The following is a 12,817-nucleotide window of genomic DNA, read 5'->3' on the forward strand; positions in this document are numbered from 1 at the left end:
GCACTCCTTCGTCGGTCCGCCCGGCGGTCGGCGGGCGGGGTGACAGTTCGTGCGGAGAGACGAGGCGGCCCCGGGACGGGTTGTAAAGAGATGGCAAAGCCGCCGGAGTCGGGCCGCCCGCGGCCCTGGGCCGCCGACGGGCAACCTGGTCCCGCCGGTGGACGTCACCCACCGGCGCCGGCCGGACGCTCCGGCGGACGGACATCCTCCCGTCCCCGCCGCCGCCCGCCCCGCGTGTCCCTCGTCGTCGACACCTCCGGTCCCGGTCAGCGACGCCGCGCCTCGACACGCCCTGCGCGCCCACACCTCCTGCCCCTCGACACGCCCTGCGCCTCTACACCCTGCGCCACGACATCCCCTGCGCCTCTACCCCCTGCGCCTCTGCACCCCCTGCGCCCCCTCCGCACCTGCGCCCCCGCACACCTGCCCGCCCCCTCACGCCCCCCTGAACCGATCCGTGGCCCCCACGACCGCCGCCGTCGTGGAGCCCCCCGACAACCCGTGGCCCTCGTCGCCGATCAGTACGAGTTCCGCGTCCCGCCACACCTGGGCCAGCCGCCACGCGACGTCCACCGGCCCGCTGATGTCCATCCGGCCGTGGATCATCACGCCCGGGATGCCGGCCAGCTTCCCGGCGTCGCGCAGCAGTGCCCCGTCGTCCAGGAAGGCGGCGTGCCGCCAGTAGTGCGTGACGAGGCGGGCGAAGCGCATCCGGAAGAGCGGGTCTTCGTAATGGGGGTCGGGCCGATGCCCCGGCCCGGTGGAGACGTGCACGTCCTCCCACCGGCACCACTCCCGCGCGGCCCGCTCCCGTACGGCCGGATCGGGGTCGGCGAGCATCCGGGCGTAGGCGTCCACCAGGCTCCCGTGGCGCTCGGACTCCGGTACGGCGTCCCGGAACCGGGCCCACTCGCCGGGGAAGATCCGCCCCATGTCCCGGGTGACCCACTCCACCTCCCGCCGCGTGGTGTTGGTGACGCTGAACAGGACCAGCTCGGACACGGCACCGGGATGCTGCTCGGCGTAGGCCAGTGCGAGGGTCACGCCCCAGGAGCCGCCGAGGACCAGCCACTCCTCGATGCCGAGGTGCCGCCGCAACCGCTCGGCGTCGGCGATGAGATGGTGCGTGGTGTTGGCGTCGAGCGAGGTCCGCGGATCGGCGGCGTCGGGCGTGCTCCGCCCGCACCCGCGCTGGTCGAGGAGGACGATGCGGTACGCCGCCGGGTCGAACAGCCGGCGCCAGGACGGCCCGGCCCCTGACCCCGGACCGCCGTGCAGCACGAGGGCGGGCTTGCCGGCGGGGTTGCCGCAGGTCTCCCAGTACACGCGGTTGCCGTCGCCGACGTCGAGCATGCCGTGCGCGTACGGCTCGATACCGGCGGGATAGAGCTCGGGCATACGGGAGGTCCTCTCCGACTGCCCTGGACGGCAAGGCAGTTGCTTGATCTGTCACAGAGTCGCCAGGCGCCCCACCCTAGAGCGCCGGCATGGTGACGCCGAGAGCGGGAAGTCGCGCGTGGAAGCCCGGCACGGCTCGCAGGGCCTCGGTCTTCCTCGTGGCCCGCCGCCTTTCAGCTGTGCCGTCGCGCCGTACTCGCCCGCCGCACCAACCGAAGAAGGACATCACCCACTGGGAGACCTTCAGCAACTCCCCGCCCTGGTTCATGACCGAGAGCGGCTACGTCTCCGGCAACTTCGACGCCGGCAAGGACCAGCTGAAGCCGGGGTCGGTCGACGACTTCGCCGAGTACCTGGCCGGCGCGACCGAACGCCTGGAGAAGGCGCACGGCATCAAGGTCGACACCCTCGACCCCTTCAACGAGCCCAACACCGACTACTGGGGCACGAGGCTCGGCCCCGACGGCCAGCCGGTCGGCGGACGCCAGGAGGGCGCCCACATCGGCCCCGAGCTCCAGCAGAAGGTGATCCGCGCCCTGGCCCCCGTCCTGAAGAAGTCCCGGTCGGACGCGGAGATATCCGCGATGGACGAGACCAACCCCGGCACGTTCGCCACCAACTGGAACTCCTACCAGCAGGAGGTGCGCGACCTCGTCGGCCAGATGAACGTCCACACCTACGGCACCGGGCAGCGCACCACCGTCCGCGACCTGGCCAAGGCCGCCGGCAAGCCGCTGTGGATGAGCGAGGTCGAGGGCGACTGGGGCGACGGCCAGAGCTTCACGGACATGCGGCCCGGTCTGGGCCTCGCCCAGCGCATGGTGGACGACCTGCGCGAACTGGAGCCCAAGGCCTGGGTGTTCTGGCAGCCCGTCGAGGACTACGACAACATGAAGCCGGGCGGCGAGTCCGCCAAGGGCGGCAACTGGGGCGAGATCCAGCTCCCGTTCAGCTGCACCTCGCAGGACACCCTGACGTCCTGCCCGATCCACACCAACACGAAGTTCGACACGGCCCGCAACTTCACGCATTACATCAAGCCCGGCGACCGCCTGATCAAGACGAACGACACGTCCAGCACCGCGGCGGTCTCCCGCAAGGGCGACGCGGCGACCGTCGTCCACGTCAACAGCACGACCGAGGCGCGTGACGTCACCCTCGACCTCTCCAGGTTCGGCCGGGTCTCCTCCCGAGCCACGGTCACCCCCGTGGTGACCAGCGCCGACGGCAAGCTGGAGAAGCAGCAGCCCATCCGCGTCACCGGCAAGCGCGCCACGCTCGCCGTGCCCGCGCAGTCCGTGACGTCCTTCCTGGTCAAGGGCGTCTCGGGGGTCGCCGAGGACGCGGCCGAGCTGCGCAAGGGCCACACCTACCGCCTGACCGGCGTCCAGAGCGGCAAGGACCTCACCATCGCCGGCAACGGCACGGGCCTGGTCATCAGGACCCGGAACACGACCGACCCCAGCGGGCAGCAGTGGCGCGTGGAGCAGATCCGCGGCGAGGGCAACCGCAAGCGCTACGTCCTCACCGAGACCGGCGCGGACAAGCGCCTGGCCGTCCGTGACGGCGCCCTGGTCGCCGAACCCGACGAGGGCCGCCGCGACGCCGCCGCGCAGTGGATCGCGTCCTCCACCGGCGACGGTTCGTGGACGCTCGTGAACGCGGCGACCGGCCAACTCCCGGATGTCGGCGGCCAGTCCACGAACGACGGCGCCTCCGTGGGCGTCTGGCAGCCGAACTCCGGATCCAACCAGCGGTGGAAGGTCACGGAGGTGGCGGGCGACTGAGCCGTCAGCCCCCCGCCCCCGACGCCCCCGGCGCCGCGGCCTCCTGTCGGTCGCGGCGCCGGGGGCGTCAAGCATCACCCGGCGTCCCCGGCCTGGCCCCGCCCTCCGGGTGGACGACGGGACTTTGCGGACACGACCCGGCGCCCGGGGGGCCGGGTCAGCGGCGGCGGCCCCGGGACGGCCTGCTCCGCCGCCCGCTGGAGGCGGAACCCGTGCGCGCCGGAGGCTTCTCGGCGGGCGGCGGGGTGAGGACGACGGGCACGCCCGACGGCTCCTGCGCCCCGGTGATGCGGCTCAGTTCGGCCTCGTCCGAGCGGACCCGGGTGATCTGCGGGGTGATCCCGGCGTCCGACATCAGCCGGGTCATCTCGCGGCGCTGGTGGGGCAGGACCAGCGTGACGACGGTGCCGGACTCGCCGGCCCGGGCGGTGCGGCCGCCGCGGTGCAGGTAGTCCTTGTGGTCGCCGGGCGGGTCCACGTTGACGACGAGGTCGAGGTTGTCGACGTGGATGCCGCGGGCGGCGACGTTGGTGGCCACCAGGACCGTGACCTGACCGTCCTTGAAACGGGCCAGGGTCTTGGTCCGCTGCGACTGGGACTTTCCGCCGTGCAGGGCCATGGCGCGCACACCGACGGCGAGCAGCTTCTTGGCCAGCCGGTCGGCGGCGTGCTTGGTGTCCAGGAACATGATCACGCGTCCGTCGCGGGCGGCGATCCGGGTCGTGGTGGCGTGCTTGTCGTCGTCCTCCACGTGCAGCAGGTGGTGCTCCATGGTGGTGACCGCGCCCGCGGACGGGTCGACGGAGTGGACGACCGGGTCGTCCAGGTAGGTGCGGACGAGCCGGTCGACGTTGCGGTCCAGGGTGGCGGAGAAGAGCATCCGCTGGCCGCCGGGGCGCACCTGGTCGAGCAGGGCGGTGACCTGCGGCATGAAGCCCATGTCGGTCATCTGGTCGGCCTCGTCGAGGACGGTGATGTCGACGTGGTCCAGTCGGCAGTCGCCCCGGTCTATGAGGTCCTTGAGCCGGCCGGGCGTGGCGACGACGACCTCGGCGCCGGTGCGCAGCGCGTTCGCCTGCCGGCCGATCGGCAGGCCGCCGACCACCGTGGTGAGCCGCAGCCGCAGCGCCCGGGCGAACGGGGTGAGGGCGTCGGTGACCTGCTGGGCCAGCTCGCGGGTCGGCGTGAGGACCAGGGCCAGCGGCTGCCGGGACTCGGCCCGCCGTCCGTCGACGCGGGCCAGCAGGGCCAGCCCGAAGGCGAGCGTCTTGCCCGAGCCGGTGCGCCCGCGGCCGAGCACGTCCCGGCCGGCCAGGGAGTTCGGCAGGGTCGCCGCCTGGATCGGGAACGGCGCGGTCAGGCCCTCGGCGCGCAGCGCGGCCAGCAGTCGCTCGGGCAGGTCGAGCTCGTCGAACGCCTCGACGGCCGGCAGCGCCGGCGTGACGGTGACGGGCGGCGCGAATTCCCGGCTGGGGGCGGGGCGGCGCCCGCCGCGGCCGCCGCCCGCCGGACGGGAGGCGGTGCCTGCGCCGCCCGACTTACGGGAGCGGAACCCGTTGCCGCGGGAGTGGGGGGAGCCGTTGCTCCTGCGAGCCGTGCGGTCCATGGAGAACCTTCCTCGAAGCGGCACGCGTCGAGGAATGCGCGACGGCAGGGGGAGCCGCGGAATTCACAAGAGTTGAGCCGGATGGAAACAAAACGAGCCGAGGCCCGCACCGCGAGGGTGCGGGCCCCGGTCAGGGCATGCGCGTCCGCGTCAGGCGGGAACGATGTTCTCGGCCTGCGGGCCCTTCTGGCCCTGCGTGACGTCGAAGGTGACCTTCTGGCCTTCCTGGAGCTCACGGAAGCCAGAGGTGGCGATGTTCGAGTAGTGGGCGAAGACGTCCGGGCCGCCACCCTCCTGCTCGATGAAGCCGAAGCCCTTTTCCGAGTTGAACCACTTCACGGTGCCGGTAGCCATATGAATCTCCCTTGAGGGCAGTACTCAAGGCCCGCACCTTGCGGGCCCGTAGTCGCCGAAATGATCACCCTAAGGAGATCCGAGAATCCTCGGAAACAAAAAAGAGTGCTCGTGTCGACAAAGGTCGAAAGAGCACTCGAAGTCTCTGGGAACCAAAACTGCAACGCCAGCCAAGGTAGCACAGGCGGCGTCCGATGGCTCGGGGATCTCGCCCCCGAGGTGGAGCATCCCCGTGCGGCGTCGCTGCGCGGCCCGCCATCGAGGAATTCGCCGCGCAGCCCCCCTCCTGCCCAGCGCGAACCGCCCGCCCCTCTCGTGCGGCCCGGTTTCCGGAACGGTAGGGGGGCGGGCCGCTTCAGGCGCCGGGTGCGCGGAAGGAGACCTGCCGGCGGGTGGCCTCGTCGATCTCGTCGAGGGTGAGCAGGGGGGTGGCCCGGGTCTGCAGGGCGCCGCTGGCCTTGACGGTGAGACTGGCGGCGGCCATGGAGACGCTGTCGGGGAGCTCGACGATCATGATGAGGTCGTCCGCCCCGAAGGCGAAGTACATGGCCTCGACCCGCCCGCCGAGCCCGGAGACGACCTGCTCCACGGCGGCCCGCCGCCCACTCGCACCTTCCCTGAGCAGCCCTTGGGTGCCGTCGGGCGTGTAAGAGGCCTGGATGAGGAATTTGGGCATGCGGCAGGCCTTCCCGGGGCGGTCGTGGCGGTCACGCGGGGACGGCCGTCTTCACTCGTTGGCACTCGTGCCCGGACGGCCTGCGCACCACCGTCCGGCGCGTCCCCACCGCGACCGAGGCCCTCGGCGAGGCCTCGAAGCCTGGCTGCGGGACCTGAAGGCGATGGCCGAAGTCGGCGGGTCCGTACGTCCCAGAACTTCTGGACGATCAGCCGCCGTTGACGTGCGCTAGGATTCTTTACCGAGCTCTTATGCTCGGTTGAGCGTTGCCGCGCACAGTCGTTCGGACGCTCTGTTCGTCGAGACAGTGGCCGCCCGGTTTCCGGGCCGGCGTGAGGGGGGCGTGACATGGGGCGAGTGGTGCCTGTCCGCGTTCACAACGCCGCCCGTGACGGCGTCCCTGATACCGACCGCGCCGCCTGAGCGGTTCCTCTCCAACCGACGCGTGATCCCTGACGCCTGACGCCTGACGCCTGCTGTCCGAGGCGCGGCGCATCATCCGCGTCCCCCCTGGCCGACCACGGCCGCAGGGGAGCACGCCGCCGGGCCCGTCCCACCCCCCCCCCACGCGAGGGCACGCTCCGTCGTGCCGCTCGCCGAGCCGTACCCACGGGCACCCACGCCCACTGGCACAGACGCCGCAGACCCGATCAACGGAGGTCAGACGCCCGTGCACGACACCACCGCCATGCTCATCGAACTCGGGGCGATCATCTTCGCCCTCGGACTTCTCGGACGCCTCGCCGGACGAGTGGGCTTCTCGCCCATACCCCTCTACCTGCTCGCCGGACTCGCCTTCGGCCAGGGCGGCATCCTGCCGCTGCGGGCCAGCGAGGAGTTCGTCGCCACCGGAGCCGAGATAGGCGTCATACTCCTGCTGCTCCTGCTCGGCCTGGAGTACAGCGCCTCCGAGCTGGTCACCACGCTGAAGACGCAATACCCCTCCGGGGCCGTCGACTTCGTGCTCAACGCCGTGCCGGGGGCCGTGATGGCCTTCCTGCTCGGCTGGGGCCCGGTGGCCGCCGTCGCCCTGGCCGGGGTCACCTGGATCTCCTCGTCCGGGGTCATCGCGAAGGTGCTGGGCGACCTGCGGCGGCTCGGCAACCGCGAGACACCGGTCGTCCTCGGTGTGCTGGTCCTGGAGGACCTGGCCATGGCGGTCTACCTGCCGATCCTCACCGCCCTGCTGGCCGGGGTGAGCCTCGCGGGCGGGGCGGTCACACTGCTCATCTCGCTGGGCACCGTGGGCGCCGTCCTCTACGTGGCACTGCGGCACGGCCGTCTGGTGAGCCGCGCGGTGTCATCCGACAGTGCCGAGATGCTGCTGCTGGCCGTCCTCGGTCTGACCCTTCTCGTGGCGGGCCTCGCCCAGCAGCTGCACGTCTCGGCGGCGGTCGGCGCGTTCCTGGTGGGCATCGCCCTGTCCGGCGAGGTCGCCGAGGGGGCCAGCAGTCTCCTCACCCCGCTGCGGGATCTGTTCGCGGCGGTGTTCTTCGTCTTCTTCGGCCTGCACACCGACCCGGCCGCCATCCCGCCCGTGCTGCTGCCCGCGCTCGCCCTGGCCGTCGTCACCACCCTGACGAAGATCGCCACCGGCTGGTGGGCCGCCCGCCGGGCCGGGATCTCGCCCCGGGGCCGCTGGCGCGCGGGCGGCACGCTCGTCGCACGCGGCGAGTTCTCCATCGTCATCGCCGGTCTCGCCGTCGGCGCCGAGCCCCGCATCGGCCCCCTGGCCACCGCCTACGTCCTGATCCTGGTCGTCCTCGGCCCCCTCGCGGCCCGCTGGACGGAGCCGCTGGCACGCCGCGTGACCCGCCGCCCGGCCCGGGGAATGGCGGTCGCCGAATCACCCAAGGAAACGGCCCCCGCCCACCGCTGACCTGCCGAGCCTCGGCCCCCGGGCGGCGCCGCGACGCAGGGCCGCCGCCCGCCGACCCCCCACCACCTCGCCAACTCATCCGAACGGTCGGCCGTTGGGGCTTTGCCGTGCACGGCCGGAGGCCCTGGGCGCACGGCGGGGCTGTCCGGATTGGCTGTTTCCCGGGCGTGGGCTTGCTGGCACTCTGGCGAGCACCCCGGGAGCCGGTAGGGGAGACCAGGGGAGAATTCCGTCCAGGAGGACCGGAAGGAAGCGCCAGCATGATCGAGTGGAAGCCCCTGGGCACCGGAGCCAGACCCGTACCGCAGCCCGTGGCCACACCACTGGTCTGGGCCGGGGCCGGCGGCGGCGCACTGGTGCTGGTGGCGCTGCTCAACACCGTGGTGGGGCCCGACCGGCCGGAACTGGCCCTGCCCGCGCTGTCCCTGCTGGCCGCTCTGCTGGGTCTGTGCGCGCGCTTCACGGCCGCCCCCGGGACGGCCCTGCTGTGCTGGCTGTTCCTCAACGGCTTCGCGATACCGCCCGCCGGCGCCCTCACCTGGGCCGGGCACCGCGACACCACCTGGCTGGCCTGTCTGCTCACCGCCGCCCTCATCGGCACGGCCCTGGCCCGGCTCGTCCACGCCCGTGCCGCCTACCGCCGCATGGCCCCCGACCGCGCCCGGCCCGACACCGCGACCGGCGACGGACCCTACGATTCCTGACGCAGCGCCGCGAACCGAAGGGGCGTCAGACGTGGGGCGGTGACTCGAGATGTTCGTGACGCCGGACCGGCTGAACGCCTGGTACGTGGAGTCCGGCCTGGTCGACGCGGTCTCCCCGGGCCAGGAGGCCGACGTCGAGCGGGCGGGGGCCGTACGGGAGGCGGTCTACCGGCTGGTCACCGCCCGCCGGCTCGGGGAGGAGTACGACGGGGCGGCGCTGACCGTCGTGAACAACGCCGCCCGCACACCGCCCGCCGCGTACCGCGCCCGCAAGAGGACCGCGGCGGAGGCTAGCCGCCGACGTACCAGCTGAAGCCGCCGTTGCTGCTGGCTATGGCCAGGAGCACGAGCCACAGGACCACGTCGACGATGCCGAGGATGATGCCGGCCTTCGCCATTCCGGCGCCGTTCTTGACCGACGCCTGCCGGCGGGCGACGGCACCGAAGATGATGGCCAGCGGGCCCAGGATGATGTTCAGGAAGAACAGGCCGATGATGCCGCAGCACAGGCTCGCGATCGCCAGGCCGTTGGTGCGCGAACCGGAGGACGCGGCAGAGGAACCGCCATAACTCGCCATGGAAAACTCCTAGTTGTCGATGGCACGGACCGAACGGGCCGCACTCTCCTCACTTTCGACTTGTTTTGTTCGAATGCCCCTCAAGGCCGTTCCCATGACAACCGATTCGGGAGAACGTCCCGTCAGTTCTCGTGCACCAGCCCGGCGACGTGCGCGGTGACCATGTCGAGGACGCCCGTCCAGGCCGTGTCGTCGCCGAGCACGAGGTGGCTGAGCGTCAGGCCGTCGGTCATGGCGGCCAGGTACCGGGCCAGGTCGGGGACGGGCACGCGCAGACGCAGGCCCATGGACTGCCGCAGCTGGTCGATGAGCTCGGTGTACGTCTCGGCGTACAACTCGTACTGCCGGCGCGCCAGATGCTCGAAACCGGGCTGGCGCAGCGCGTACTGCGTGAGCTCGTAGGTGAGCATGTGCTCGTCGGGGTGGGCCCGGACGTGGTCCCAGTACGCCTGGAAACCCGCCCGGACCGTCTCCTCGAGGGTGGCTCTCGGCCGGATGGCCTCCTTCACCACCGTGACGTAGTGCCCGGTGATGGTGGTGATCACGGACTCGATCAGCTGCTGCTTGGAGTCGAAGCAGTAGTGGAAGACGCTCAGCGAGACGCCCGCCTCGGCGGCGATGGACCGGGTCGTCGTCCTGGGGACGCCGTCCCGGGCCATCGCCCTGATCGCCGCTTCGGTGAGCTGTCGCCGCCGCTCGGCGGACGGCAACCGTGCCATGGAGCCCCTCTCGTGGGTGTCAGCCGCCGTGGACGCCGACCTCGTGGAGGGAGTAGCCCCAGCCGGTGCCGCGCTCCAGCCCGTGGACGCGGACGTACCGGGCCGGTGTGCCGGCGAACCGCGCGGTGTCCAGGCCGCCGTCACCGGCGGTCGTGGACCAGGCGGTCCGCCAGGTCGTGCCGTCGGCCGACAGCTCGATCCGGTACGACTTGGCGTACGCGCGCTCCCAGTCGAGGGTGACCCGCCCGACGGTCCGCGCCGAGCCGAGGTCGACCTGGTACCACTGGTCGTCGCTCCAGTCGCTCGCCCAGCGGGTGCGGCGGTCTCCGTCGACGGCCCGGTGCGGCTGGTAGCTCGTGAACAGGCTCCACTCCGAGGAACTGGCCGAAGTGGCGGCGCCGGCCGCCAGGTTGGCGCCGGCCTTGTGGTGCTCGGAGGCCCCCCAGGTGCCGAGGTAGGACTCCGCGCCCCGGAACAGGTCGTCGACCGTGTCCTGGCCGCCGACCCGGCGGATGTCCTCGATCCAGTCCGGGACGAGGCCGTAGTGGGCGGCGCCGTCGGTGTTCAGGTCCCAGGTGCGCTCGCCGGTGGTCTGCCGGTCGATGACCGAACCGCCGTCGACGCTCTTGAACGGGTAGGTGACCTTGTTCGGCGCGTCCGCCCCGCGCGGTCCCGGCCAGCCGCCGACGCCGTTCATGTCGGTGCCGTAGCCGTAGCCCACGCCGTACTTGTCGCGCAGGGCCTCGGTGCGCTTGGCCTCCGCGATGAAGCCCTCGGAGCCGTGCATGTACTGGGCGATGAAGCCGCCGAGGCCGTAGACCCGCTCGGTCCAGTCCATGTCCATCCAGCTGTGCGAGGAGAGCACGCCGGGGTAGGACTCGGACTCGAAGATGTCGAGCACCCGGCCGGTGGCCTTGACGCTCATGTGGTCGATCTCCAGCATCATGCCGCGCTTCATCATGCCGCGGACGGCGTACTCGCCGAGATCGGTGAGCCCCCGCACGTTGCACTGGGCGTCGGCGCTGTACGAGGGGACCTTCTCGCCCTCCGGGAGCTTCTTCTCGGCCGCGGGCGCCGCCGCGTTGCCGATGGGGTTGTCGTGCTGCGGGCCCTTGCACGTCTCGGTCTTCCAGTAGGTGCCGGTCGACAGGAACTGCCCGACGTTGATGGCCGTTCCGAGCGAGCCCGAGTCGAACCGCACCCCGCACAGGGCGTTGTCGAACTTGTGGCACAGGAACATGCTGCGCACGCCCAGCGCGTGCAGTTCGTCCAGGCCCTTGTCGATGTCCGCCCTGCTGCACTGCGCGATGTCCAGGACCTGCTTGCAGCCGAACGGCTCGGAGGTCTCGACCCCCATGACCACCGCCAGTTTGCCCTGCTCGATGACCTTGCGGGCCTGCGCGCTGTCGGTGACGACCCGGAACCAGCCCTTGCCGGGCCCGCCGTACATCCGGTCGACGTAGGCCTGCATGTCGTACGTCAGCTTGGCCTGCAGCCGGATGGACGTCATCTCGTCGCAGGAGCGGTCCTTGAAGAAGTACACCGAGCAGATCACGCCGTTGGTGACGAGGTCGTTGACCAGCACGCGCTGCCCGCCGCGCCAGGCCCGCTCGATCCAGGCGTAGTAGTTCTGCTGGTGGGTCAGCGAGTCGTGCCGCGGCCAGTCCTTGAAGGTGGGCCAGCCGTTCGGGTCGTGCTTGCCGTCACCGCCGTTGGTGATGAAGTCGAAGATCGCGAGCGAGCCGTCGGGGTAGTGCTCCGGGCAGTCCTTGAGCGCGTCGGCCACGCCCTGCTCGGAGAACGCCTTGCCGCAGATCAGACGGCCGCCGAAGGCCTCGTTGGAGAAGATGTGGTCGTGCGCGTCGACGAACCCGCGCACCCGGCCCTCGGCGTCGGTGCCGGTGAAGGGCTCGCCGGTGACGTTGATCTGGGAGTCGGGCGCGGGCCGTGCGGCCGGGTCCCACCAGTTGTCCCCGGCCGCCGCGCTCGGGGTGGGGCCGAGCGCGAGCGACAGCACGAGCAGGAGAAGCGACACAACGGTGACGTTCTTGCGTCTGCGGTACGGGCGTTCGGAACTGATCACAGCCCACGTCCCTCGGTCGGCGGGTCGCGCGGTCGTCTTGTCATGACCTCGCAAAGTGTGCGACGAGGATCGCCACTGCCACCGAATGAGTCAAGAGTCCGGGACGGTTGACCTGATGGCGCGATCTGCCCTGGGCGGACCGCGCGCCGAAGCGGGGCAACAACGAACCCCAGGTCGCCGACCCGGGGTTTCTGGGGAGGGAGTGACAGGACCCGCCTGCCGTCGCGCGATCAGCTTGAAGCGGGAGAAGAGCCGCCGGAGGCTTCGTGCGCGGCACGGTACTCGGCGTGGATGCGCTGGGCTTCCTCGAGCTGGTCCTCGAGGATGACGATGCGGCAGGCGGCCTCGATCGGGGTCCCCCGGTCGACGAGCTCACGGGCGCGCGCGGCGATCCGCAGCTGATAGCGCGAGTAGCGGCGGTGTCCGCCCTCCGAGCGCAGCGGCGTGATCAGCCGGGCCTCCCCGATGGCGCGCAGGAAGCCGGGAGTGGTGCCGAGCATCTCGGCGGCCCGGCCCATGGTGTAGGCCGGGTAGTCATCGTCTTCCAGACGATCACTGAGCGGGGTATCTGCTGGCATGTCACCTCGTAGTGCAACGCGTCGAGGGGCCCTGGTGCCGTACGGCACCAGGGCCCCGAAGGAAATTCAACACCATCTGTCGGCCCTTATGCGGTGCCGACCTTCTGTTTCCGCTACCCGGCCCGGCTGCGGGAGGGGGAGCGGGGATCGCGGCTGCGTGACCGGGGACCACCATCCAATCCGGGGTCTTGCGGTACCCGGACCGAGAGCTTCCCGGCCGGGCGATCCTGATGGCGTCTGCTCCTCCGTCCTTACTCGGTTCTCCTCTGACCATGTCTACGGGAAGAAGGCTAACCGCGACGAGAGGCAATGTCTACTCTGACAAAGACAGATTTTGGATTCCGGTGGGTGCAGGCATCCTGTGGCGTCCGATCGCGTGGTGACATGCCAGTGGGGCCCTGCCGACGCGCGTCGGCAGGGCCCCACTGGGTCCGTGATGGCGGTGACCCGCCTGT

11 protein-coding genes and 1 pseudogene are annotated in these 12,817 nt (G+C 71.4%); 4 read left to right on the forward strand and 8 right to left on the reverse strand.

The genetic code is table 11. The features are described from left to right. Positions 1 to 435: 435 nt before the first annotated feature. The gene (gene pip / locus IGS69_RS18120) at positions 436 to 1,398 is read right to left on the reverse strand and encodes a prolyl aminopeptidase (protein WP_190901063.1); all 963 of its coding nucleotides are present in this window, start codon (positions 1,396 to 1,398) and stop codon (positions 436 to 438) included. Positions 1,399 to 1,577: 179 nt separating this feature from the next. On the opposite strand from pip, the gene IGS69_RS18125 reads away from it, so the two are divergent. After that, positions 1,578 to 3,185 (forward strand): RICIN domain-containing protein, encoded by a 1,608-nt coding sequence (locus tag IGS69_RS18125; RefSeq protein ID WP_232543562.1) that lies wholly within the window; start codon positions 1,578 to 1,580, stop codon positions 3,183 to 3,185. A gap of 157 nt (positions 3,186 to 3,342) precedes the next feature. On the opposite strand, the gene IGS69_RS18130 is transcribed toward IGS69_RS18125, so the two are convergent. From IGS69_RS18130 to IGS69_RS18140, 3 genes are all read right to left on the reverse strand, one after another. After that, positions 3,343 to 4,791, reverse strand: a complete 1,449-nt coding sequence (locus tag IGS69_RS18130) for a DEAD/DEAH box helicase (protein ID WP_190901065.1) — start codon at positions 4,789 to 4,791, stop codon at positions 3,343 to 3,345. A gap of 150 nt (positions 4,792 to 4,941) precedes the next feature. Next, positions 4,942 to 5,145 carry a cold-shock protein gene (locus tag IGS69_RS18135; protein ID WP_003991681.1) on the reverse strand — a complete coding sequence of 68 codons (204 nt, stop codon included), beginning with the start codon at positions 5,143 to 5,145 and terminating at the stop codon, positions 4,942 to 4,944. 355 nt (positions 5,146 to 5,500) lie between these two features. Beyond that, complete coding sequence (locus IGS69_RS18140) at positions 5,501 to 5,821, reverse strand: GYD domain-containing protein (RefSeq protein WP_190901067.1); 321 nt, start codon at positions 5,819 to 5,821, stop codon at positions 5,501 to 5,503. A 670-nt stretch (positions 5,822 to 6,491) separates the two neighbouring features. Between IGS69_RS18140 and IGS69_RS18145 the strand changes: the two genes are divergently transcribed. The 3 genes and pseudogenes from IGS69_RS18145 to IGS69_RS18155 form a co-directional block, all read left to right on the forward strand. Continuing rightward, positions 6,492 to 7,700, forward strand: coding sequence for a cation:proton antiporter (locus IGS69_RS18145; protein ID WP_190901069.1), 1,209 nt, complete (start codon positions 6,492 to 6,494; stop codon positions 7,698 to 7,700). A gap of 260 nt (positions 7,701 to 7,960) precedes the next feature. Then, positions 7,961 to 8,404 (forward strand): hypothetical protein, encoded by a 444-nt coding sequence (locus tag IGS69_RS18150; protein ID WP_190901071.1) that lies wholly within the window; start codon positions 7,961 to 7,963, stop codon positions 8,402 to 8,404. 46 nt (positions 8,405 to 8,450) lie between these two features. Beyond that, positions 8,451 to 8,660 (forward strand): annotated as a pseudogene (locus tag IGS69_RS18155) (ABATE domain-containing protein); the annotation flags it as partial. Between the two features lie 34 nt (positions 8,661 to 8,694). Here IGS69_RS18155 and IGS69_RS18160 read toward each other — a convergent pair. From IGS69_RS18160 to IGS69_RS18175, 4 genes are all read right to left on the reverse strand, one after another. Then, positions 8,695 to 8,982 carry a DUF4190 domain-containing protein gene (locus IGS69_RS18160; protein WP_031109362.1) on the reverse strand — a complete coding sequence of 96 codons (288 nt, stop codon included), beginning with the start codon at positions 8,980 to 8,982 and terminating at the stop codon, positions 8,695 to 8,697. A 122-nt stretch (positions 8,983 to 9,104) separates the two neighbouring features. Next, positions 9,105 to 9,701, reverse strand: coding sequence for a TetR/AcrR family transcriptional regulator (locus IGS69_RS18165; protein ID WP_190901078.1), 597 nt, complete (start codon positions 9,699 to 9,701; stop codon positions 9,105 to 9,107). 19 nt (positions 9,702 to 9,720) lie between these two features. After that, a complete protein-coding gene (locus tag IGS69_RS18170) occupies positions 9,721 to 11,784 on the reverse strand; it encodes a galactose-binding domain-containing protein (RefSeq protein WP_190901080.1) in 2,064 nt (687 codons plus the stop codon). A 230-nt stretch (positions 11,785 to 12,014) separates the two neighbouring features. Then, the gene (locus IGS69_RS18175; protein ID WP_190901082.1) at positions 12,015 to 12,362 is read right to left on the reverse strand and encodes a MerR family transcriptional regulator; all 348 of its coding nucleotides are present in this window, start codon (positions 12,360 to 12,362) and stop codon (positions 12,015 to 12,017) included. Positions 12,363 to 12,817 lie beyond the last annotated feature (455 nt).

The sequence above is a fragment of the Streptomyces tuirus genome, assembly GCF_014701095.1.
Lineage (GTDB): Bacteria > Actinomycetota > Actinomycetes > Streptomycetales > Streptomycetaceae > Streptomyces > Streptomyces tuirus.

Bases quoted from the DNA above. Each gene is read 5' to 3' on its own strand.
- pip (WP_190901063.1), bottom strand. From the start codon at position 1,398: ATGCCCGAGCTCTATCCCGCCGGTATCGAGCCGTACGCGCACGGCATG.
- IGS69_RS18130 (WP_190901065.1), bottom strand. From the start codon at position 4,791: ATGGACCGCACGGCTCGCAGGAGCAACGGCTCCCCCCACTCCCGCGGC.
- IGS69_RS18135 (WP_003991681.1), bottom strand. From the start codon at position 5,145: ATGGCTACCGGCACCGTGAAGTGGTTCAACTCGGAAAAGGGCTTCGGC.
- IGS69_RS18140 (WP_190901067.1), bottom strand. From the start codon at position 5,821: ATGCCCAAATTCCTCATCCAGGCCTCTTACACGCCCGACGGCACCCAA.
- IGS69_RS18150 (WP_190901071.1), top strand. From the start codon at position 7,961: ATGATCGAGTGGAAGCCCCTGGGCACCGGAGCCAGACCCGTACCGCAG.
- IGS69_RS18160 (WP_031109362.1), bottom strand. From the start codon at position 8,982: ATGGCGAGTTATGGCGGTTCCTCTGCCGCGTCCTCCGGTTCGCGCACC.
- IGS69_RS18165 (WP_190901078.1), bottom strand. From the start codon at position 9,701: ATGGCACGGTTGCCGTCCGCCGAGCGGCGGCGACAGCTCACCGAAGCG.
- IGS69_RS18175 (WP_190901082.1), bottom strand. From the start codon at position 12,362: ATGCCAGCAGATACCCCGCTCAGTGATCGTCTGGAAGACGATGACTAC.